This is a genomic window from Paraburkholderia sp. GW821-FHT02A12, from assembly GCF_059422005.1.
In genome coordinates, this window is record NZ_JBWKWA010000002.1 from 1,663,674 (window position 1) to 1,685,971 (window position 22,298).

Here is a 22,298-nt window from a genome sequence, read left to right on the forward strand (position 1 = left end):
CGATTTTTCGTGCCGCAAGCACGATGCGTAGGTCCATATTGATATGATAACGTTAAGATCGGCGCGATCGGATTCATTAAACAGGTTCTTGGGAGGAAATCCGGCAAACAAAGACGTACTTGCGCAGTATTTTCGCGAGGGGAAGGGGAATTGTTGAACGGATTTTAGGTGCTCGTCCAAGAAATATTGTCGTAGAAGGCCATTGGTGTTTTCGTTCCTACCACGCTGCCATGGGCTGTGCGGGTCGGAGAAGAATACCTCCACGCGGACTCGATAGTGAAGCGGGCGTGATCGGACAGCTCCTAGCCACGATCCCAGGTTAATGGTCGCCACAACTGGGCAGGCAGGTCCGCCACGGTTTTCTTGAGCGCGTTGGCCATCGTGACAACTGCGTAGCCGGCCAGCGCAGGTCCGTTTTTTGTGCGCGGAGTCAGTCCATAGCCTTTTTCCCGAGGTAAGTGTACGAGCATCGTGAAACGGCTTGATCCTTCCACCAGCGTCCCAATGGCGGATCGGTTCAGGCCAATGATCAGGTCGCCTTCCCAACGGCCCGGCACAGCACGATTTTTCGCCTCTGCAGGCCGACTGGAAATCATCATCTCCTCGCTGAAGTGCGTCTACGCCTTAGCACGCGCTCTCGCTCGGGGAACGCGCAACGCGCGCCCGGTGCGCAGACAGCCCGTCAGCTCGCGCTTGAGCGCACCGCGCCCTTGAATATAGAGCGCTTGATAAATGGCTTCGTGATAGATGCGCATAGGCACATCGTCCGGGAAATCCACCTGCAATCGATTGGCAATTTGTTCAGGTGACCAGCCGTTGACCCACTTTCGGTCACCGCGATGTGGTTTAGTTCGCCCATTGAACGGCGCCCGCCTGGGCCCGGCAATCGCACGACTACCAGCGTCATGAACTTTGCCCTTATAAGGCGCTCCTGTACATATTGACGCAGCCGTGCATTTGTCGCCAGCTATACTGGCTTCGGTCGTTTGGCGAATCGATCCGCCTTCCACTGCGCTAGCGAAGCACGATACTCGAGGAGCCCAGTGAGTGTTGCAGCATTGCGCGCAAGTGCTCGCGAAACGGTTGATGGTGGACTGCATCCGAAGCGCCGAGCGATTTCGCGCGCCCTGAGGCCTCGGACGGAAAGCAATGCTATCTCTTCTCGTTCAACGAATGACAAGTATCGACCAGCAATAGGTTTGGATATAAATAGGGCATGCCGCCACGATCGAGGAACCAGCGCGAGCCTACCGCTTAATATGGACCTACCGCCTCCGCTCCTTTCTCGCTTTAATGCCAGTCGCGATCTGTTGCCAAAACCGACGCTCCACCTCATGTCAAGTGATGGCGCGCCCGGCGAATTTATCGGTCCTCGCCCAGTCAACCGATATACCTGCTTTGCACTTTGTCCTATGCAACACCTCCTCGATCAAAGGCGTTGCGACGACCGGTTGAATCCGCTCATGATTGCACCGTTGCCGGTTCAGTTTGGGAACTCATGCTTGGCTGCAAACCTACAGCTTCACTGTGGCAATGCAATCAATAGCATGTTGCTGGCAACGAACCATATCGCAGTCGCGGTTATGGGGCGTCAGCCGCGAGAGCTGCGCACGTGTGCCTCTGTATTTGCCAACCCATCCGATGGAGATCACTACGTCCGGATCGATAGACCGCCCACTCAATTCAACGTCATCGAACAGGCTTACCACCCGACAGCAGGTCTGATATTCGTATCACACGCTTTTTTCCTGCATGCGACAGCGTGGTTTGAACGATTTGGTTCTTGTCGGTGATGGAAAACGCGGCGCTTCGCAATTCTTTCGCGCGTACATTCCCAGTGTTCCAACTCAATCGTCTCCTGTGTGTAACTCGCGGAAGAACGTTGGCTCCGCCGAGTTGCGTGAGCGGAGCGATCCATCGATGTCAATAGAAATGTCGATAGAAATATGCAGTCGCTTTCTTGGCCGCTAGAGAAAATCATAGGAGAAGTCGAAATGCTTTCAACTCAGGACAGGGTCGTAATGGTTTCCGGAGGGGGGCGAGGAATCGGCCGGGCGATTGTAGACCGATTGCTTTCATCGGGATTTCGCGTTTCAAGTGGTGTGCGCAGTTCCTCTGGCTTCACCGAAAGTCGGCAGGCCTTATCCTGCTGTTACGAGGCGGAGAATGAAGGCTCTGCTGAGGCGTGGGTCGAGACGACCGTTAAGCGCTTTGGACGAGTTGATGCTGTGATTAACGTGGCAGGAATTGACCCGGCGGTGCGCGTCTTTGACCAAGGTGAAGATGACCTTGACCGCATGTGGCGCGTTAACGTTAAAGGGCCTTTGCGCGTCGTGCGGGCGGCCTACCCGTATCTGGCTGCTACAGGGCAGGGCCGGGTTGTGAATCTGGGATCGCTCTCCGGCAAGCGCGTCCTTTCGAACGCGGGATATGCAATGACAAAAGCCGCACTGGTTTCCTTGACACATGCCATTCGTCGTGAAGGAAACGATGCGGGCATCCGCGCAACGATCATCTGTCCAGGCTCCGTGGCTACTCAGATGACGATCGGCAAGACGGACATCGAGGCTCACGAAATGACCCAGCCGGAGGACCTTGCCGTGCTAGTCGAGACTCTCATTCTCCTGCCAAACAATGCATCCATTGCGGAGTTGCTGATCAACTGCCGTTACGAGCCGGCGTTCTAGTGTTGTCAGTCAATGGTTCGGGGGATAAACCGGAACCGTGCGGCCAGAAACGTTTAGTAAGGACACTGTTACTTCCAAAAAAATACTTATCCGAACGGTGTGGCATAGCAATACGTGACGCGCTTATTTTAATCCAATGTTATGCAATGGAAGGGCGTTATCACCAGTGCCGTGGCCGACGCTATCGCCGGCGCTCGCAGATGTGTAGGCTTAGGTCGGCCGTTCCCTGTGCTGCCGGCGGCAGCACCGTGTTGTCTGCTGCATGTCCGAGCGTTGGTTAGCGCATTACAGAAATCTACATGAACGTCCCGGTCCCGAGGGCTTCCGCGCTCCGCCCAGCGACAGCTTGGGTTGTTCCGCATTCTTGCTGCCTATTTCGCGGCTGGTCCGGACGAAATCCGCTGACTCAGGCATCATTCCGCGCTTAGCTCAGCGCTTTCTATGTAACTCGGGCTTTTGCGTGTCCTGTTCCAATCCTGTCATGGCATCACGCCAACGAAACTTTGTGGCGTGCCGTTCCTCGCTATAGCGCAGCGAATGCTACATAGCTGCTCAAGGTTGCGCCTGCTTGCCTACACCCGCAGCAACGATCCTGCCGCCGCTACCGACCTCTTTTTTTGATTTTGGGCCGAGCCGGTCCGCAACTTAGCGGTCGCTTCTAAGCGCTTTTCGGACCAGTTGCTGTGCGTCGGCGGCTGTTGCTGTCACCAATACGTCGGGCGCCGCCCCGCCGTAGCCAAATCAAGGAGTTCACGGGAACCGGTCTTGCTGCGATGCATCCCAATGCGTCGCGTTGGGATGCACATTGTAGCTGCCCTGCTGGCGACGAGATCCGGCCCACCGGAAAGGGCCAGCGCACTGTGATGGTCGCACCCTCGGTGCGCGTCGAGTTTCCACCGATACAAGCGCCTCGGCCGACGCATTCGCGGCTGCAGCGAGACGGCTCAGCCGGCGGCCCCGCTCATCGATCACCGCAGTCGCGCTACTGATCCGCATCGAGTTGATCTGGCCCGCAGCAGTCAACTGATCGCCTGAGTACTTTTTAGAGTGAGCCGGGGGTCCGGCGGAACAAGCGAAGTAATGCGCGAAATAGCCCGGCGTCGATGTCAAGCGCAAGAAACGCGGATAGGGCTGAACTTGCGCGGACTGGCAGATCTTGAGACGCCCGCTGCATAAATTCCGCCGACCTCTGAGTCTTTTCGCAGCGTTTGTGCGGAGACAACGCCTTAAACTGTTTATTGTCATGTTTGAGAGCAAAGAGGAGAAAGGAAACGCGATGAAAGATTCAACGTCAACTGGGCATACTGGGCGTGATCATTTGGAGGTTGTTCGTGGGGAAGTTGCCTTCGTCCGCCGCACAGCGGATGAGGATGCTCGCGCCACCACTGTGCCGCGATACACAGACCTACCTATGGTCAGTTATGACCTGACGATTCGGAATGCGCGTCCGATTGTCGGTGAGCTATCGCTTGATCGGGAGGGGTTCACCCTGGTTCCTCATAGGATTGCGTGCGTTGACGAGAAAGACCCGGAAGTGCTCGTCGACAAATACCTAGAGGAAATGGTTCCGTTCATCCAGAAGCGGTTCAACGCCTCTTGGGTGGTTCCTCGCAGAGCGAGTGTCATTATTCGACGTGCTGATGAGAGATCAGTCTCCGCGCCGCCTCCCACCGGGACTACGGATGAGCGAAGAGTCAGAGCACCGGCGGGGGTGGCCCATATTGATTACGCCCCGGTTGCGGCGCCTGTGATTGCCGCAGCTGTGAACCAATTGCAAGGCTTACCGGTTCGGCCGTACTCACGCTTGTTGATTATCCAGGCTTGGCATCCGCTGTCGCCGTCCCCGCAGGATTTCCCGTTGGCACTTTGCGACGCGACCACTGTATCCGAATCTGACATGTTTCTCCATAATTACACGTCATCTGGCATTTCGCACAAGGCCTGTACGATGAGGTACAACCCTGCGCAACAATGGTATTACTTCCAAGACATGTCACCGGATGAATTTCTTATGTGGAAGGGGTATGATTCCGATGACCATTACAGGATGGTCGCTCCTCATGCTGCGTTCGACAACCGCCGCGCCTTTCCGAATGCCGTACCGCGGGAGAGCATTGAAAGTCGCTTTATGCTTTATTATGAATGAGCGAGATGCATCTGGGCTTACGCGCGCCAGATGTTTTCAACGAATGACTGGCAATCTTTCTGCACAGTTATTCACATGAACCCGCGCTAAATTGGTACGCGCGCGCGAGGCGATGGCCGCGCGAGCGCGTCGCCAGCGGGTAGCATTTGTACCAGATGAAACCAAGGTTTCGGAGTTGAAGGTGGCGCCTAACTCAAAGGTTGAGGTTCAAGCTCGGCGAGTTCTAGTCAGTCTGCAGTTCACGTCCATCGAAAACATTTATCGAAAAGTCGCTCTAAAGATCGCGACGGCAATCGCGCCGATCGCCCACTCATTCGCTCCCGACGGTTCCTACGCGGCTTGACAAAGGTTGATCCTGTCTATGTTCCAGGCGAGCGCGACCAATGACCGGTCCGCAGCGACGCTGGTCATCCTCGGCAGCGAGAATTGTTGCAAATTCAACACGCGGTTGATGATGTCGAACACGGGTTCGACCATGGTTTGGTAGTCCGTAAAGTGATGCTCTTGAGGGATTAGTCCCCTAACAACTGGACCCTACCTCGCCGGCGACAGCGGACCGTCGTAGAAGCGTTCGATCAACGGCAAGTGATGCGCGTCGCGCCGGATTGCCATCAGCGGTATCAGTCGCCTAACAAACGGGTCGTTAGTCCAACTGATGTAACCCGCATCAGCTAGCAACGCATTAGGATCACCCATCGAGCCTGACGCGCTGGAGGAACCGGCTGGGCGAAGCCGGCATTGAAGAGTTGCTGGGTAATACGATCGACGCGGCCAAACGTGCCGGCGTGATCAAGGTGTCGAGCGCGAAGCGGGTGATCGTTGACACCACAGTCATGGGGAAAGCGGTTGAACATCCAACCGATTCACGATTGCTTGAGCGGTGTCTTGAACAGCCGGTGAAGGCCCTAGCACGGCACGGACTCAGGCAGAACGGGTCACCCTCATCGCATTGCAGATTGGCCGCTACGCGCACGCAAAGCAGTTCAAGCGAATGAGAAAAGCCCTGCGCACGCTGCGCTCCCGGGTTGGTCGCGTCATGCGTGATGTGGAACGACAGGGCGGCCAGTTGGGCGAAAGCGGCCGTGCGCCGCTGCTGGAACTGGTTGCTCGCGCGAAGCGCGTCCTGTCGCAAAAACCGAAGGACAAAAACAAGCTCTATGCGCTGTACGGACCGGAAGTCGAGTGTCCGGACAATGGCAAGGTACGTATCCGTTAAGAGTTTGGCGTGAAAGTGTCGACCACAACGACACACAAAGAAGGGCTCGTGGCTGGTATGCGCTCGATGCCGGGAAATCCGTACGATGGTCCTACGCTGGCTGAAGCGCTGGAACGGGCGGCAACGCTGTGCGACACCACGCCGGAAGGCGCCATGGTCGACCTTGGATACAAGGGTGCCGCCGTCAACGGTGTGAAGATTTACCACCCGGGTTTGCGGCGAGGTATCACGCGCGGGCTACCGGCCGATGATCAGACGCCACAGCGCGATCGAACCAGCCATTGGCTACATTAAGACAGACGGAAGGCTGGATTGGAACTGGGCCAGAGGCGCGCCAGGCGATGCGATCCACGCCGTGCTGTGCGGCGTAGGTCACAACCTGCGGATGATTCCCAGGAAGCTGAGGCTTTTTTACGCGCCTCGTTTTCCTCGCTTTGTCCAACCCTGCCGTTCCCGGTATCAACAGCGTAAGTTGATCGACCGAAAACACGAATTGTTCAGGGTCGACTACTTATGAAGGGCGCGAGCCACACCCGTCATCAGGGCAGCGTGCCACCACCAGCGATCGGTAATTCACCTTCATCCCTTCATCTGCAACGACCTGCCGATGTCATCCCTTCCAGTAATTTTCACCGACCGGAGCAAGCGGGTGGCTTGCACACGGACTCTGGCCGGCTCGAGTTTTACTCGACGATACCGGCCTTGCCCTAAGTCAACAATATCCGCCGCCTGCGCCCTCCGCTTAACACGCCGATCAGGCTCACTCCTCTTGGGGCGCCATGGATCATCAGGATCAATCGCGGTGTTATGAAGTCTTATACCAAGCGCAAAACTTAGCAATCGAGTACAAGGCGGCCTCCGCGGCAACCGGACACGCAGACCATCATCGATTTGCCGCCTGCGCGTTCACCATCGCTCAAGACACTGTCCCGATGATCGATTTCGCCTTCCAGAACGGTCATTTCACAGCTGCCGCAGATGCCCTGCTCGCAGCTGAATGGCACGTCGATCCCGGCTGCGAGTAAGGCGTCGAGGAGGCTCGTGCCGGGCGCGATGCGCAAGAGCTTACCGCTGCGCGCAAGGTGAACCTCGTAGCCGAGGCTGTCATCGTGCGCGGCGCTGAATGGATTTGCTGCGAACCGTTCCACATGGGCGTGCAAATAGCCGTACCGCGCGCATGCGTCCTCAAAAGCCCTTAGCATCGGGGACGGGCCGCAGCAGTAGTAGCGGGTGTCTGGACCGCGGCCGGCGATGAACGCGTCGAGGTTCGGGGGGGCGCCATGTTCTGAATCGAAATGTACTGTAAGCGGGATGCCAAGTGCTCGAATCGGGCTCAGAAATGCTGCGTGCGCCCGCGAACGAGCGCAGTACAGCATCTCGACATGCTTCCCGATTGAAACGAGCCGCTGAGCCATGCAATAAATCGGTGTCACGCCGATGCCACCGGCGATGAGCACGAACCGCTCGCCAGCTTCGTCCAGAGGAAAATTGTTGCGCGGTTCGGAGATGGTAAGACAATCGCCCTCGCGCAATTGATCATGAATGAATGTCGAGCCGCCGCCGCTTGGGCTCGCGCGCAGTATACCGAGCACATAACGCTCACACATGCTGGGCGGATTAACGAGCGAATAGTTGCGTAAGAGACCGTTGCTCAGATGCAGGCCGATGTGCGCACCAGCCTCGAAGCTCGGGAAACGGTCCACATCGGCCGGCCGCAACTCGACGCGAATTGTATCGGTGGCTTCGGCGCGGATACTGTGGACTATTGCGGTGAGAGTGGGGGGGGCCATTGGTCAAGCACAAATGCGGCGAGCAATGTAGCTATAGAGATCGCGCAAGGTCCCTTCGTAGTTATCAGGTGCGAGTGGCCCGGGCGTGTAAAAGCTCGATCGGAGACTAATCTGCAGCGTTTCGAGCTTTTCACGGTCCTCAGCATTGATTTTATCGAACCTTTGTACGTACGTCGCAAGGCTTTCAGGATCAGGCATCGCTGCAGGACCGGTGACACCATAGCGCAATGCAACGCGGTCGGACGACAAGGGCCTCAAGCACATATACACCGTCTGGTGAGAATTACAGGAGACGATGAGGTTAGGGAAGAGGTTGAATACGAAACTAAATTGCCCCTCCCTGTTCGCCACCTTAAGGTCGCCCGGGGTAGCTTGGGTTGAGCCAGCCTTGTAATGCAGGCGATAGGCACAGAAATGGCCATTTCCCGGAACGTATTCGGAGTTCTCTGACGGTGAACGAGGCCGTATGGTTTGCGGGTGCGTGGCGTTCAAGTGGTAGCCTTCTAGGAAGTTTTCAGCCAAGCATTTCCAGTTAGTAGCCCACACCTCTTCTTTACTATAGTAGCGTTCGCGCTCACCGTTGCGATAATCGCGGATGTACGACTCCAATGGCGCAAGTTTGTCCCCGAATGGGGCGGCCGTAGCATCAAGATTTACGAATATGAAGTTCTGCCATATTGCTGTGGGAATTTCGGGCAATGCACACCGTGTCGCATCCAGCTCGTTGCAGTCTTGCATGAGCGGCGCGCGCTTTAACTTGCCGTTGAGATCGTAACTCCATGCGTGATAGCCACAGACATGAACGCGAGCGTTCCCGCGGCCTGTAGCGACCTGGTTGCCTCGGTGACGGCAGACGTTTGCGAATACGCGAAGTGCGCCTTGCGCATCACGTTGTACCAGTAGCGGTTCACCGACCAGTTCTGTAGTGAAGTAATCGCCGTTGGCAGGCACTTCACCGACATGACCGATGCAGGCCCAGCTCCGGCGGAAGATTCGCTCACGTTCTAATTCTGTAAAGCGCTCGGACGTATAGAACGCTCCTGGCATGGCATGGGTTGCTCGCGCTTGAGTGTGAGCGAGCGTCGAGAGAGTATCGAGCAGCAGGCGCTCGCTTTGTGACAACGAATCGGCAGGGGGGGGGACGGATTTTTGGGACATCAATTAGCCTCGATGGTGGCGAGCAGGGCGGTCGATGAGTCCATCAACAGTCCGATCATAAGGCGAGGACAATGCGTAAATTCTGCAAAAATCGCTTTACCTACGCAGAACTTGTTGAGTCCAAGCGGTCGTGCCCTTCCTGCGCCGCATATTTTGTTGCGGCGCGCGGGTATTCGAAAAGAACACCTCACTGGTCCCCTTGGTCGGTCCACGCAGAGCCACTTGCGTTGTGACGTGCCGTTGGCTCTTCCATGTCTCCGATTCGTTCATCAACCATTCTTCAACTCTTCAACGTCCAGCTCACCTCACGATCTCAGGCATGCTGTTCATTTGAAACGCAAGTTCGTCACATTGCGATGGCGCGAATCCGGTTATCCGTACACCTCAGATGAGGAACGCCGGTTTTGTGCTTATTTTACCCGTCGAACACCAAAAAACCGCGTTTGCGACGTGGTAACTTTTCAAGATTGATTGATTATTCATTTTCCGTCTTTACGGCGGCTTGCACTTAGAGATAAGCGATGCGCAATTCGAACATAGAACGTCTGTTGACGAAGCTGCTCGGCCTTTATAAAACCCAATCTTTGTTCTCGACGTTGAATGTCCCGGCTGTCTTGCATGACTGGGAAGACGGTACCGTCACGCGTGCTGAACTGGCCCAAGCCATGAACATGGCGCTTTTCGAGGACCTGCTAGAACGATCGCCGAACGCACGCACGTACACGAGCGAGTCCGTCGCGAACGGTGGCTCGGTGTACTTCGACCACGGGGCGTTGCGTACGGTCCGTTGGCCCCATAACGGAGCGCTGCCTCCGGGAGAGGGGGCTTTCACCCGAATCCTGCGTCCGCTGGGTTTCAGGCTCAATGGCCGATACCCGTTGGACACGCTCGGGATGACCGGCCGCGCCTATGCACACGCGGACGCGCCAGACGAAATCGCGCAGTTCTTCCTCAGCGAACTGCACCCAGAGCGTTTTTCGGCGGAGTTTCAGCTCGCAGTGACCAATGTTCTGAAATCATCGAAGGACCCGCTGACGCCGCTTGCGGTTTCGCATCTCTCCGATCTCGAGCGCGATGGCTCGCTGCCATTTGAGGCAGCTCAAGAATTGCTTCCCGTCATCGTCGGCGCATTTGCGCGTCAGCATGACGTTCCCAGCGAAGATGATTACGAAACGCTGTTGCGGGAGTCCGCTGAGATGGCGTGGATTTCGACTGAAGGCAATGCCTTCAACCACGCAACGGACCGCGTGGACGATGTATTTGCATTGTCAGACGCTGAGAAGGCGAAAGGTCGGCCCATGAAGCCGGAAGTCGAGCGCTCGCGTTCGGGCCGCGTTTTCCAGACGGCCTATCGCGCGGATACTGTCAAGCGTGAGTTCAGATCCGCTAACGGCACCACCGTGACGCGTGAAGTGCCGGGATCGTTCTATGAGTTCATTACGCGCAAGCGCGCGTTCGACCCGAAGGAGCGCCGCTGGCAGACCGACCTCCGCTTCGACGCCGGCAACGCGACCGGTATCTTCAAGATGACCGCCAATGCAGCCAAGTAACGTGAAAACAGTTACACCGTTTAAGGCAAGCAAGGATTTGCTTCAGGGAGTCGAAGCCACGCTTCGGGCATCGATTCGAGGTGAAGTCCGTTTCGATTCCAGCTCGAAGGCTCTCTATGCTTCCGACGCGTCGAACTATCGGCAGATTCCGCTTGGCGTTGTCGTGCCCGCCGATGTTAATGACCTCGTTGCGGCACTGGACGTGTGCCGTCGGCAGGATGTTCCGTTTCTAACCCGCGGCGGCGGCACGTCGCAAAACGGGCAGTGCGTCAACGTCGCGGTGGTGGCTGATGCAAGCAAGTATGTGAACAGGGTCGTTTCAGTCGATCCAAAAAGCAGGACGGCAATCGTTGAGCCAGGCGTCGTATGCGATACGTTGCGCGACGCTGCAGAGATGCACGGTCTCACGTTTGCGCCGGACCCGGCGACTCACAGTCGTTGCACGCTTGGTGGGATGATAGCCAATAACTCGTGCGGCGCGCATAGCGTAATGGCGGGCAAAACCGTCGAAAACGTGGAAGCGCTCGAAGTCGTAACGTACGATGGCGCGCGGTTCTGGGTCGGGCCGACCACCGATGCCGAGCTCGAAGATATTATCGCGCAGGGGGGCCGCCGCGGCGAGATCTACCGCAGGCTGCGCGATCTTCGGGACCGCTACGCGGACCGCATTCGAGACGAGTTCCCGCAAATCAGGCGGCGCGTGTCTGGCTTCAACCTGGACCAGTTGTTGCCGGAGAACGGGTTCAACGTCGCACGTGCGCTGGTTGGCACGGAAGGAACTTGTGCCGTCACTCTTCAGGCGAAGGTACGGCTCGTTCACAGCCCGTCATGCCGTGTACTGCTCGTCCTCGGCTTTTGCGACATCTATACGGCAGCCGATGCGGTTCCTCATTTCAATCGCTTTTCGCCCATTGCGATCGAGGGTCTGGATCGCGGCATCATCCGGGGGTTGCAGGCCCGCGGGTTGAAGGCCGAGGAGATCGCGTTGCTACCCGCTGGCGACGCGTGGGTCGTGCTGGAATTTGGCGCCGACACCCTTGCCGGGGCAATCCAGCAGGCCAACGATGCGCGCGCCTATTTTGAGGCGGGCGACGGCGGTGCCGGTGTAACCGGGTTCATCGTCGACGATAAAACGAAGCAGCAGAAGATATGGTCGATCCGGGAGACGGGCGCCTCCGCCGTATCGCTATCAATCGATCCTTCAAAGCCTGACCCTATGGTCGGCTGGGAAGACGCGGCTGTTGATCCGCTGCGTCTCGGTGACTATCTGCGGCAATTCCAGGCACTCGTCAACCGCTATGGATACGAAACCTGTCTCTACGGTCACTTTGGTGACGGCTGCGTTCACGCCCGTATCACGTTCGACGTCCGTACCGCTGAAGGCGTGCTGGAATGGCGTGGCTTTCTGCGCGAGGCGGCGCAGTTAGTTGTCGATTTCGGCGGGTCGCTCTCGGGTGAACACGGTGATGGTCAGGCGAAGGCAGAGTTTCTTCCTATCATGTATGGCCCGGAAATTATTCGGGCCATGAAAGAGTTCAAGGCGATTTGGGACCCTGCAAACCGATTGAATCCCGGCAAGGTCGTGAACGCCTATCGTGCGGATGAAAATCTGCGTATGGGCCCGTCATACAAGCCGGTCAAGCTCCAGACTCGACTAACTTTCGCGAGCCCCGAAGGCGACGGCCTGCAGCGCGCCGTCGAGCGCTGCATCGGGATGGGCAAGTGCCGGTCGCTTGACGGCGGAACGATGTGTCCAAGCTTTCGTGCCACCAGAGAAGAGAAGTACTCGACCCGTGGGCGCGCGCATCTGTTCTGGGAAATGCTCCAAGGCGAGGTCGTCACGGACGGATGGGACAGCCATGAAGTGAAGGAGGCGCTCGACGCCTGTCTTGCCTGCAAGGGTTGCAAGTCGGATTGCCCGACGCACACCGACATGGCGTCGTATAAGGCGGAGTTTCTTTCACACTACTACGAAAACCATCGCCGTCCCCGTCAAGCGATGTTCATGGGGAGAATTGGACAATGGGCGCCCTTGGCGAGTCGTATTCCCTGGCTTACGAACTTTTTGGTGTCAACCCCGCCCTTGGCTCGTATCAGCAAATGGCTAGCGGGGGTCGCGCCGCAGCGCAATCTGCCCGCCTTCGCACCAAAGACATTCACGGCGCTGGCGAAGTCGCGTGGCATGGCGAACAGTCAACTTGCCTCAAAGCAGGCGAAGAAAGTCATCCTGTGGGTTGACACGTTCAACGAACATTTTTCGCCGGAAATTGCAACGGCCGCATTCGATGTACTGACGAGAATCGGTTATCAGGTTGTGCTGCCCCGCAAGCGGCTTTGCTGTGGACGACCGCTTTACGACTATGGTCTCCTTGATGAAGCGAAAGCCTTGCTTCGCAGCGCCGTCGACGAACTGGCCGGCGACGTCCGGACAGGCGTACCCGTCGTCGGGCTCGAACCGGGTTGCTTGTCCGTCTTCAAGGATGAATTGTTGAAGCAGTTGCCCGATGACCTAACGGCGAAGAAACTATCCGACCAGACATTCCTCTTCTCGGACTTCGTCGCGCGTGCAGACTTCGATTGGCCACAGCTCGACGCTCAGGTGGTTGTGCATGGTCATTGCCATCAGAAGTCGATATTCGGTATGAAGGGCGAGACTCTGCTGCTGGAGAAGCTTGGGGTGAACTGGAAGCTGCTCGATACAGGATGCTGCGGTATGGCCGGTTCGTTCGGCTTCAACGCCGACCATTACGAACTATCGATGAAGATTGCCGAGCAGAAGCTACTGCCGCTCTTACGCGCCTCCGCGCCGGAAGCACTCATCGTCACAAACGGCTTCAGTTGCCGCGAACAGATTGAGAATGGGACGCAGCAGACCCCGCTCCACGTCGCGCAATTGCTACAACGAGTGCTGCAGCAGCCGACGCGCGATCGCGCGCGGCAGTCCCCTATTGGTGTGCTCAATGTTTAGGCGCAGCTGCGCAAGCGTCGTTTCGCAGGCGGAGAAAACCACATCGGTGGAGACCGGATCTTGCTGTAATCGGGCGGTGGCTGATTGCGCCGTTTGAGACAACGGACCGGCAGGTGTGTTCTGCATGCGCGTCGCTCCACAAGGCGGAGCGACAAATCCCTATTAGTTATCGCCTGTGCATCATACGTTCGGCAGCTGGATCAAGCGGATTTGTCGTAAGCGCTCGATTTCCCCCACCTAGCTTTTGAGTCCAGCAAGATTCACGATTGCGTCCGCAACTCACAACTTGCGGACGCAATTTATGACCCAGGATGACCTTTCATTTTTGCCCCTGCGGGTGACCCGCGTTGGCGTGGGTGGCAAGCGCAGCTTCGATCCTCTAGGCAAGCGGCGGCTGGTCGAGGCCTGCGAGCAGCCCGGTGCGTCATTGTCCGGTCTGGCGTTGAAGGCCGGGGTGAACGCCAATCAACTGCGTAAATGGGTTCGGCTGCATCGGCAGGCGCAAACGCGCATGAGCAACGACGGCATGGCCGCTTCACCGTCGGCGTTCGTGCCGGTCGTCGCCATCGCCGATACGGCGCCGGCGCCTGCGTCGATGCATTCTGTGCGCATGCAGCCAGAACAGCGGTCATCGCATCTGTCTTCGCGCTCACCAGCGTCAGCATGGCTGTCGGCCCAGTTGCCCAATGGCGTGAAGCTGGAGCTCGAATGCTCGGAACGCGACGCCGCGCTCGTGAGCGCCATGATCGCGGCACTGGGACGGCGCTGATGTTTCGCTTCGAAGCTGATTTGAAGGTGTTCCTGCACCGCGAGCCGATCGACTTCCGGGCAGGCATCAACAGCCTGGTGATGCTGGTCGAGCAATCCATGCAACTGGACCCGTTTGCGCGTGCCGTGTACGCCTTCCACAACCGCAGACGCAACCGGATCAAGCTGCTACTTTACGAGCGCAACGGTTTCTGGCTGATGGTGCGGCGTCTGGAAGAAGATCACTTCATCTGGCCGCGCCGGCAACAGGCGGTGATCGAACTGACGACCGAGCAGCTACGCTGGCTGCTCGAGGGTATAGACATCGATGCAATGCGCCGTCATCCGGCGCGGCGGTATCGCCACGCCAGCTAATGACCGGTTTGCCGGCCAGCAACGCGCGCGAGTGACTGTTACAAATCTCCGTAAACCTGTAGCGCGCGGCATTCGACTATCCTGGGAGCATGAATGAAGACGACTTCTCCCGATTGCCGCCCGCCGCCCAGGCCTATATCCGTGAACTGGAGTCACGCAACCGGCAGCTGGGCGAACGTATTGCCCAACTAGAGGAGCAGTTCCGCCTGGCGCAGAGCCAACGCTTCGCCCCGAGCAGTGAGAAGCTACGCGATCGTGTGTTCGACGAGGCAGAGCAGATCGCTGCGACCGAAGCGCATGACGCGGACGTCGCTGCCGACACCTTCACACTGCCCGATACTGGCCTGCCCGATGCGCCGCAACCGCCACGGCGCAGTCCTGGGCGCAAACCGCTACCGGCCCATCTGCCACGTCAGCGCATCGAATACGACCTGCCTGATGACCAGAAGATATGTCCGTGCTGCGCACACGAGCTTCACCGTATGGGTGAAGAGATCAGCGAACAGCTGCATATCGAGGCGAAGGCCTCGGTGCTGCAGCATGTACGTTTCAAGTACGCGTGCCGGCACTGCGAGCGCCACGCCGAACGCACGCCGGTGATCACCTCACCGATGCCGGCGCAGCCATTGCCGGGCAGCAACGCGAGTGCGGCGATGATCGCCACCGTGACTGCCGGCAAGTATGTCGACGGAACACCGCTATACCGGATGGCCAACGCATTGGGGCGCGCCGACATTGAAGTTGGACGCGGCACACTGGCCAACTGGATCATCCGGCCCGCCGAGCTGCACTATAGCCGGCTCTATGAGGCTCTACACAGGACACTGCTGTCGCAGCCGCTGATTCACGGTGACGAGACAACGGTGCAGGTACTCAAGGAACCCGGCCGTGCTGCGCAGAGCACCTCGTATATGTGGACGTATCGCAGTGCCGACGGCAGCACGCAGCCGGTTGTGCTGTTCGACTACCAGCCGGGGCGCGGGCAGGAATATCCTCAAGCGTTCCTCGCGGGCTATCAAGGCCTGCTGATGACGGATGGCTATGCCGCCTGGCGCACACTCGAAGGTCCCACGCACTTCGGCTGCCTGGCTCACGCCCGTCGCGCCTTCGTTGAAGCGCTCAAGGGCATGAAGAAACCCGGTGGCCGTGCCGCGCAGGCGCTGGAATACTTCAAGGCGCTGTATCAGGTCGAAACGCTCACCAAAGCCGATCTGCCCGAAGGCGAGACGCGCGCTGACTACACATACCGCCTGCGTCAGCAACACAGCGTGCCACTACTCGAGGCATTCAGAAAGTGGCTGGACGACCAGGCGCCGCAAGTCCTGCCAGAAAGTCTGCTGGGCAAGGCAATCTCATACACGCGAAACCAGTGGACGTATCTGTGTCGCTACGTGAGCGACGGGCTGGCCCCCATCGACAATAACGTCATCGAGCGAGACATCCGTCCATTCTGTACCGGCAGAAATTCATGGCTGTTCAGTGACACGGTTGCCGGCGCGAAGGCAAGCGCCATGATCTACAGTCTTATGCTGACCTGCAGGGCTTCCAACGTCGAACCCTACGCCTACCTCGTGCACGTACTCACCGAACTACCGAAGCGAGAACCGGATGCTGACGTGACCGACCTCTTGCCGTTCAATCTCGCAAAACTGACCACCGCCGCTCGCTAAGCTTGATTTGGTCGATGCATTCGAAGCGCCTTGCCGATCGATGCGCCGCCGCCTGGCACGTCAACCTCCGTGCACCCCTATGAACTCGGTGTGCTAGATCGCGCGCTTACGATTTGTCTGCATTGTCACTTCGCACGTTACGCCGAGGATGCCGCGGTTCGCGGCCCAACGCATGTGGGCCGGAGCAGGTAATCGAGGCCATCTCATCGACCTGAAGACTGCGGACGGAATCCCGGGAAGCCGAAAGATGATTCGTAGACGTTATTTCACTTTCTTATAGCCGAGCTTTCTGCGCGTTCGAGCGACGCAACGATTGTCGAAAATGACCAGTTCGACTTGCTGCCACGATTGCTCTCAATGGGATTGACTGGGCGGTTTCAAGAGTGAAGCGCAACAGTGGGATTAATGTTTAGAGCTTTGAGGTTGACTTGCTGATGCGAGGGTCGCGGCGAAGACCTCGAATGGTGAATGGAAGTTGTGAGTTGCACGAGGCCGGCTATTCAGACTGTCGGCGATGGCGTCGAGTTCGTCCTGACTGTAGAACGAAAGGTCGGTGCCTTTGGGCAGATACTGTCGCAGCAGCCCGTTGGTGTTTTCGCAGGTGCCGCGCTGCCAGGGACTGTGCGGGTCGCAAAAGTACACGTTCACGCCGGTTGCGGCCGTGAGGTCTTTGTGGCACGACATTTCTTTGCCCTGGTCATAAGTGAAGCTCTGCCGCAGTGGCGCGACAATCGAGTTGAGTTTGGCGGAGAAGCCCGCCAGCGCCGAAGCTGCGGTGGCGTCTTCCATCTTGGCGAGCAGCACCAGGCGGCTGGTCCGTTCAACCAGAACGCCGACCGAGGACTGGTTGCCCGCGCCCTTGTCGGGTAAGAACGTGCCGTTACCGGCACGTTCTCCCCTAAGAACCGGACGGGCGAGTCACCCCGCATCCGGCTCAAGCCATTCTTCGGCACCATGGGGTGGCACCGGACAGACCGAACGGATGTTTCGCGGCGCGACGACGGGCAAAGTAGGGCGTCCATGCCGGATCAAACGGATGGGCCGGTCCACGAACCTTAACGTGACGCGTAATCGCGACCGTCGTTGCGCGGAAGAGCCGCAGGCTACCGATACTGCCGTCAGCCCGAACTGCCTCCGTCGCAAAGTCCCACGACCTTTGTCCGTCGGTCCGGAAGTATCGCCTCCTGACCCATCTTGCTCCTTTGGTGGGATGCCTGCGCAATGACCACTTCCAGAGCAGTTGCCAGATGTGCGAGTCTATCGATGAGAAGGTAGCCTTCGCCACGATGTGCCGGTGATACATGGCCCATCCCCGGAGGACCGGGTTGAGTTGCTGTATCAGCGCGCGCTGCGTGACGCTTGCGTTACTCTTGATGATTCCCCTGACCTTCTCAAGCAGCGAGTTGACGCTTTTCCTCGCTGGCTTGATCAGCAGTTTGCCGCCGTACTTGCGTACGTTCTGGCCCAGGAAATCGAAACCCTCCGTTATGCGTGTAATCCGGGTTTTCTCCTCCGACAGTTCCAGACCACGAACCGCCATGAAGCGACGGATCGCAGGAAGAACCACGGATTCCAGTACTTCTTTCGAAGCACCGGTCACCACGAAATCATCGGCATACCGGATAACGTTGAGCTTGGCCGTGCGGCGCGCGAGTTTCGAGGCACCGATACTCGCGTGTACTGCTGCCTCAAGTCCATCCAGCGCCATATTCGCGATCACGGGCGAGATGATACCGCCCTGGGGCGTGCCCGCCCGCGATTGGAACAGGGTTCCCTCATCAATATAGCCAGCCTCAAGCCATTTGCGCAGGACCGTCTTTTCCATCGGTATGTGCTCCAGGAGCCAGAGATGACTGAAGTTATCGAAACAGCCCCGTATGTCACCTTCCAGAACCCACTCTGGCGATGCACGCCTTGCCAGAGTGATGAAGCACTGTTCGATGGCGTCGGCAGTCGAGCGTTCGGGCCGAAAGCCGTAGGAATTCAGGTCCGCCAGGGTCTCCGCAATGGGTTCCAGAGCGAGCTTCCATAAAGCCTGCATCGCCCGACACCGCATACACGGAATTCCTAACGGACGCTTCTTTCCATTACTCTTGGGAATGTAGACACGTCGCAGCGGCGTCGCGCGATAGCCACGATGACGCAGCGACAGCATTCCGTTCCATCTGGCCGCCGGTGATGACCAGATCTTCCCGTCCACCCCCGGCGTTCTCTTGCCTCGATTTTCCGTCACCCGCTTCACGGCCAGCATCTTGCCGTGATACGAGCGGGTCAGCAGACGTTGCAAGACCTTCACCTTGCCCCATCGGCCTTCCCGAACTGCCTTGGCTAATGTGTAGTGTTCGGTAATGTGAAGCTGCACGGTTTCAGTCGTGCTGGTTCGGCCTGCGAGCAATCCTTTCTTCACATAACCTTGAACGTTCGGCGTATGGTGACATTTCCTCTGGGCAATCTCACGGAGGCAACATGCTCACGGATCTATTTCCCAAAGCACACGGACGCTACGACGGATCACCAGTGGCGCCGTGGCTACGCAAATTCGCCGAATGGCTGACGAATCGTCGATATTCGCGCAAGGCAATCAGGTGGCACGTTCTGAGGCTTCGTCAAGCGCTCGAACGCGCTGGAGGGTTTCCTCCCCATCATGGATTGACTGCCCGTCAACTCAACGAGCTATTCGTGTTTCCAACGTGCCCGGCGCAATACCGGGCTACAGGACACAATTTCAAACGGTTCCTGATCTCTACCGGTCAAGGGTGCCTTCTGTCAGAACCGGAGTTCGGCCGCTTTACGGACATCCTGGTTGCATATAGGGAGTATCTACTGGACGTACGCGGCTTCGCGGTCGGGACTGCCAGGCACCACCTGGCTACGGCGTACGCCTTGCTCTGTCAGGCCGTTAAGCCTAATCGTCCGGTGAGCTCGATATCCGCGCTCGCTGTCGAATCCTTTGTTACTTCCGCCGGACAACGCATGAAGCGTACCACGCTGCAACAGCCGGTGGGTCAGTTGCGCTGCTTTCTACGATTTTGCTATGAGCGAGGGTATATCCCCGTGCGGCTCGATGGCATCGATACACCCAGAGTGTATCAAGGCGAATTGCCACCCAAGGCGCTCCCGTGGAAGCTCACCCTCGCGTTTCTCGACACAATCGACAAATCTGAAGCAGGTGGCTGTCGGGATCACGCCATTCTCTACCTGATGGCCTATCTCGGTTTGCGCCCTTCGGAAGTCGCGTTGCTGGATCTGGACTCGATCAACTGGTCTTCCGGGACACTTGAGGTGGAGCAATGCAAGACGCGCTCAAGGTTAGTCCTACCTCTGCCAGCATCCGCACTCACTCTACTTCAACGTTACATTTGTGACTCCCGCGCGGCCAGCCCCCTTTCTTCGCTATTTCTAGGCCTCCGTGCACCTGCTCAAGCACTGTCGAGTACTTCAATACGATCCATCTATCGAAGGCGGGCACGCCAAAGCGGACTACCTCTTGAAGGGACTTCGTCGTACAGCTTGCGCCATGGGTTTGCGATGCATTTGCTGGGGCACGGAGTCGGTATCAAGGCTATCGGGGATCTGCTTGGTCATCGAACCGTAGAGAGCACGTCCGTCTATCTGCGTCTGCAGATCGAGAGCCTGCGTGAAGTCGGTTTGTCATTGCCAAGATCTGCCGAAGCAGAGGGAGGGCAGCATGAAACCGTATGATTTCCCGCTAGGTCCGCTCGTCGAACGATATGTATCCACACGCCGTGCACTCGGCCGGAATTACCGTTATGAGCAGATGACCTTGGTCTCGATGGGGCGGTTCCTATTGAAACAGCGCGCAACAGATCTAGACTCTGCCCAGTTTCATGCCTGGTGTAACTCACTGTCTGGAATCTGCACCAATCACCGTCGGAAACGACAGTTGATTGTTCGGAAGTTTTGTCTCTACCGACAACGGACAGAGCCTTCATGTTTCGTCCCGGACATCAATGGCTTTGCTCGCCTGGTCGCCTGTCGTCCGCCGTCTATCTTCGGGGAACAGGAGGTCGCACGCATGCTTGCTGTGGCCGATCAATTGGCTGCGACACCCCAAGGACCTCTTCGACCGGCCGTCGTCCGGATCGCTGTGGTCCTCCTTTATACGTCAGGTATTCGTATAGGGGAACTGACCAGGCTAATGATCGGTGACGTTGACATTGAGCGTGGCGTATTGCATATTCGAGAATCCAAATTTCACAGATCAAGATTTGTCCCACTCTCGCGCGACGCGCAACGGGAACTACAGAAGTACCTAGGTCCTCGGTTGTCGTTACCCACATACACCGACTCGAATTCTGCCTTACTTTGTAGCTGTTCGAATGGATTTCGCGGGTATTCGACTGGTGGTCTCCGGGAAGCGATTCAGAACGTGTTTCGGATCGCCAAGGTGTTTGGCAGCGACGGGCATATCCCCCGTGTTCATGATATGAGGCATGTCTTCGCGCTTCAGGCCCTCTTGAGATGGTACCGGGACGGCCTCGATGTGCAGGCACAGTTACCCAAGCTTGCACTGTATATGGGCCACGTTTCGATCGTGTCGACCGCCTACTATCTGAAGTGGATTCCGGCACTTGCTGAAGTTGCGAGTCAACGCTTCGAAGCAAATTTTGGCCATGTGATTGACGGAGGTACGCCATGAATACCGGTCGTCCAAACGCACTTGGAAAGTCGCTGGTCAGCTTCTTCCAGGAATATCTTCCGACAATGCGTGGCATGAGCGAACACACGATTCGTGGCTACCGTGATGCCATTGTGTTGTTTCTGCGTTATCTATCCGAGGACTCTTCCCGACCCGTTGACAAACTTGACCTTTGTGATATCACGCCCGAAGCTGTTAGTCGATTCCTGACGTTCATCGAGGAAACGCGCAGCAACAGCGTCAGCACGCGCAACGTTCGTCTGGCCGCACTTCATACTTTCTCGCGATTCCTGTCTGAGCGTCATCCGGAGCACATGGTCGAATGGCAACGCATATTGGCGATACCGTTCAAGCGCGGAGCAAGGCACGCGCCCATTGAATACCTCGACGCGTTTGAGGCCAAGGCGGTCCTCGACAAAATCGACCGCTCCACTGAAGCTGGTCAACGTGACTATGCACTATTCGCCGTGTTGTTCAACACGGGCGCCCGCGTGCAGGAGATCCTCGACCTGCGCCGTTGCGATGTACGCTTCGAGTCGCCCTGCCTGGTCAGGCTGAAGGGTAAGGGAGCAAAGGTACGGTTCTGTCCAATCTGGGCGCGTACTGCAGGCTTACTGCGAGACTTACCGACGACTCACAGTAACGTTGTTGAGGGAAAAGATGATTTCCTGTTCCGCAACAGTCGTGGTGGACAGCTTACTCGCTTCGGCGTGAGATACCTTCTTCGCAAGTACGTTCTTGCCGCCGCCGACGATGTCGCATCGCTTCGAACGAAGCGAATCCATCCTCACTCGCTACGTCATGGAACTGCCGTTGCGTTGCTCAAGTCCGGCTTCGACTTTTCAACCATTAGTCAATGGCTCGGGCATAGCACATTGAATACAACCATGATTTACGCAAGAGCAGACCTGGATATAAAGCGGCAGGCACTCGCACAGGTTTTCCCCGACATCCTGAGTGAAGAGGTCCCGGCACTTCGGAAGAAATCCAAACAATTCGATACCATCGACTGGTTGCGTCGAATTTAGGCATTAAATTATGTGGAGTTCAAATTAGAAGCATGCCTAGCACGGTCAACGTTTCGACTAGAACTCCACATTTCGGCTAGCTCCACATTAGCGAAGTAACGTTGCACATAACGTCACTTGGCGATACGCAACTGAAGTCGTTTCACCTTTGCCTCGATGTTTGTCCAGTTCGCCTGGTCCCACATCTGGGCGGCGCGCGAGGACGCACCAGCGCCCGATACTTGCGCATCGTTCGCCGTCATCTGCTTTCCCTCGTACAACGATTCGTCAAGTTTTTCTCGCCATGAATGACCGCGCGGAAGT

The 22,298-nt window shown here is 57.4% G+C and carries 15 protein-coding genes and 3 pseudogenes; 11 read left to right on the top strand and 7 right to left on the bottom strand.

Annotated elements, in window-relative coordinates; translation table 11 throughout:
- Positions 1-180: 180 nt before the first annotated feature.
- Positions 181-1,336: pseudogene (locus AC07WT_RS28890) on the bottom strand (IS30 family transposase); the annotation flags it as partial.
- Between the two features lie 658 nt (positions 1,337-1,994).
- Here AC07WT_RS28890 and AC07WT_RS28895 point away from each other — a divergent pair.
- Together AC07WT_RS28895 and AC07WT_RS28900 are read left to right on the top strand one after the other, a co-directional pair.
- A complete protein-coding gene (locus AC07WT_RS28895; RefSeq protein ID WP_494949575.1) occupies positions 1,995-2,687 on the top strand; it encodes an SDR family NAD(P)-dependent oxidoreductase in 693 nt (230 codons plus the stop codon).
- A 1,276-nt stretch (positions 2,688-3,963) separates the two neighbouring features.
- On the top strand, positions 3,964-4,833 hold the full coding sequence (locus AC07WT_RS28900; RefSeq protein WP_494949576.1) for a CmcJ/NvfI family oxidoreductase: 870 nt from the start codon (positions 3,964-3,966) through the stop codon (positions 4,831-4,833).
- 330 nt (positions 4,834-5,163) lie between these two features.
- On the opposite strand, the gene AC07WT_RS28905 is transcribed toward AC07WT_RS28900, so the two are convergent.
- On the bottom strand, positions 5,164-5,310 hold the full coding sequence (locus AC07WT_RS28905) for a hypothetical protein (RefSeq protein ID WP_494949577.1): 147 nt from the start codon (positions 5,308-5,310) through the stop codon (positions 5,164-5,166).
- A gap of 215 nt (positions 5,311-5,525) precedes the next feature.
- Between AC07WT_RS28905 and AC07WT_RS28910 the strand changes: the two are divergent.
- Positions 5,526-6,566, top strand: a pseudogene (locus AC07WT_RS28910) (IS5 family transposase); the annotation flags it as partial.
- A gap of 316 nt (positions 6,567-6,882) precedes the next feature.
- On the opposite strand, the gene AC07WT_RS28915 reads toward AC07WT_RS28910, so the two are convergent.
- Positions 6,883-7,839, bottom strand: a complete 957-nt coding sequence (locus AC07WT_RS28915; protein ID WP_494949578.1) for a PDR/VanB family oxidoreductase — start codon at positions 7,837-7,839, stop codon at positions 6,883-6,885.
- A gap of 3 nt (positions 7,840-7,842) precedes the next feature.
- The gene (locus AC07WT_RS28920; RefSeq protein WP_494949579.1) at positions 7,843-8,997 is read right to left on the bottom strand and encodes an aromatic ring-hydroxylating oxygenase subunit alpha; all 1,155 of its coding nucleotides are present in this window, start codon (positions 8,995-8,997) and stop codon (positions 7,843-7,845) included.
- A 521-nt stretch (positions 8,998-9,518) separates the two neighbouring features.
- Here AC07WT_RS28920 and AC07WT_RS28925 point away from each other — a divergent pair.
- From AC07WT_RS28925 to tnpC, 5 genes are all read left to right on the top strand, one after another.
- The gene (locus AC07WT_RS28925) at positions 9,519-10,547 is read left to right on the top strand and encodes a DUF1338 domain-containing protein (protein ID WP_494949580.1); all 1,029 of its coding nucleotides are present in this window, start codon (positions 9,519-9,521) and stop codon (positions 10,545-10,547) included.
- A gap of 1 nt (position 10,548) precedes the next feature.
- Positions 10,549-13,515, top strand: coding sequence for an FAD-binding and (Fe-S)-binding domain-containing protein (locus AC07WT_RS28930; RefSeq protein ID WP_494949581.1), 2,967 nt, complete (start codon positions 10,549-10,551; stop codon positions 13,513-13,515).
- Positions 13,516-13,816: 301 nt separating this feature from the next.
- Complete coding sequence (gene tnpA, locus AC07WT_RS28935) at positions 13,817-14,284, top strand: IS66-like element accessory protein TnpA (RefSeq protein WP_011490266.1); 468 nt, start codon at positions 13,817-13,819, stop codon at positions 14,282-14,284.
- Between the two features lie 26 nt (positions 14,285-14,310).
- Positions 14,311-14,637, top strand: coding sequence for an IS66 family insertion sequence element accessory protein TnpB (gene tnpB, locus AC07WT_RS28940; protein WP_425182409.1), 327 nt, complete (start codon positions 14,311-14,313; stop codon positions 14,635-14,637).
- Between the two features lie 89 nt (positions 14,638-14,726).
- Positions 14,727-16,307: an IS66 family transposase gene (tnpC, locus tag AC07WT_RS28945; RefSeq protein ID WP_494949582.1), complete on the top strand. Its 1,581-nt coding sequence runs from the start codon at positions 14,727-14,729 to the stop codon at positions 16,305-16,307.
- 402 nt (positions 16,308-16,709) lie between these two features.
- On the opposite strand, the pseudogene AC07WT_RS28950 reads toward tnpC, so the two are convergent.
- Together AC07WT_RS28950 and ltrA are read right to left on the bottom strand one after the other, a co-directional pair.
- Positions 16,710-17,168: pseudogene (locus tag AC07WT_RS28950) on the bottom strand (IS30 family transposase); the annotation flags it as partial.
- A 73-nt stretch (positions 17,169-17,241) separates the two neighbouring features.
- Entirely contained in the window at positions 17,242-18,714 is a 1,473-nt protein-coding gene (ltrA, locus tag AC07WT_RS28955; RefSeq protein WP_494949583.1) for a group II intron reverse transcriptase/maturase, read from the bottom strand.
- Positions 18,715-18,773: 59 nt separating this feature from the next.
- Here ltrA and AC07WT_RS28960 point away from each other — a divergent pair, with 59 nt between their 5' ends.
- From AC07WT_RS28960 to AC07WT_RS28970, 3 genes are all read left to right on the top strand, one after another.
- Positions 18,774-20,009 carry a tyrosine-type recombinase/integrase gene (locus tag AC07WT_RS28960; RefSeq protein WP_494949584.1) on the top strand — a complete coding sequence of 412 codons (1,236 nt, stop codon included), beginning with the start codon at positions 18,774-18,776 and terminating at the stop codon, positions 20,007-20,009.
- Between the two features lie 334 nt (positions 20,010-20,343).
- Entirely contained in the window at positions 20,344-20,967 is a 624-nt protein-coding gene (locus AC07WT_RS28965; protein WP_494951067.1) for a tyrosine-type recombinase/integrase, read from the top strand.
- Positions 20,964-21,995 (top strand): tyrosine-type recombinase/integrase, encoded by a 1,032-nt coding sequence (locus AC07WT_RS28970; protein ID WP_494949585.1) that lies wholly within the window; start codon positions 20,964-20,966, stop codon positions 21,993-21,995. Before AC07WT_RS28965 ends, AC07WT_RS28970 begins: the two co-directional genes overlap by 4 nt.
- A gap of 113 nt (positions 21,996-22,108) precedes the next feature.
- Here the strand turns inward: AC07WT_RS28970 and AC07WT_RS28975 are convergent, their stop codons facing one another.
- Positions 22,109-22,237, bottom strand: coding sequence for a hypothetical protein (locus tag AC07WT_RS28975; RefSeq protein WP_494949586.1), 129 nt, complete (start codon positions 22,235-22,237; stop codon positions 22,109-22,111).
- Positions 22,238-22,298 lie beyond the last annotated feature (61 nt).

Excerpts from the sequence above, each read along its gene's own strand:
- AC07WT_RS28895 (WP_494949575.1), top strand. The coding sequence starts at position 1,995 with ATGCTTTCAACTCAGGACAGGGTCGTAATGGTTTCCGGAGGGGGGCGA.
- AC07WT_RS28900 (WP_494949576.1), top strand. The coding sequence starts at position 3,964 with ATGAAAGATTCAACGTCAACTGGGCATACTGGGCGTGATCATTTGGAG.
- AC07WT_RS28905 (WP_494949577.1), bottom strand. The coding sequence starts at position 5,310 with ATGGTCGAACCCGTGTTCGACATCATCAACCGCGTGTTGAATTTGCAA.
- AC07WT_RS28915 (WP_494949578.1), bottom strand. The coding sequence starts at position 7,839 with ATGGCCCCCCCCACTCTCACCGCAATAGTCCACAGTATCCGCGCCGAA.
- AC07WT_RS28920 (WP_494949579.1), bottom strand. The coding sequence starts at position 8,997 with ATGTCCCAAAAATCCGTCCCCCCCCCTGCCGATTCGTTGTCACAAAGC.
- AC07WT_RS28925 (WP_494949580.1), top strand. The coding sequence starts at position 9,519 with ATGCGCAATTCGAACATAGAACGTCTGTTGACGAAGCTGCTCGGCCTT.
- tnpA (WP_011490266.1), top strand. The coding sequence starts at position 13,817 with ATGACCCAGGATGACCTTTCATTTTTGCCCCTGCGGGTGACCCGCGTT.
- tnpC (WP_494949582.1), top strand. The coding sequence starts at position 14,727 with ATGAATGAAGACGACTTCTCCCGATTGCCGCCCGCCGCCCAGGCCTAT.
- AC07WT_RS28960 (WP_494949584.1), top strand. The coding sequence starts at position 18,774 with ATGCTCACGGATCTATTTCCCAAAGCACACGGACGCTACGACGGATCA.
- AC07WT_RS28965 (WP_494951067.1), top strand. The coding sequence starts at position 20,344 with ATGCTTGCTGTGGCCGATCAATTGGCTGCGACACCCCAAGGACCTCTT.
- AC07WT_RS28970 (WP_494949585.1), top strand. The coding sequence starts at position 20,964 with ATGAATACCGGTCGTCCAAACGCACTTGGAAAGTCGCTGGTCAGCTTC.
- AC07WT_RS28975 (WP_494949586.1), bottom strand. The coding sequence starts at position 22,237 with ATGACGGCGAACGATGCGCAAGTATCGGGCGCTGGTGCGTCCTCGCGC.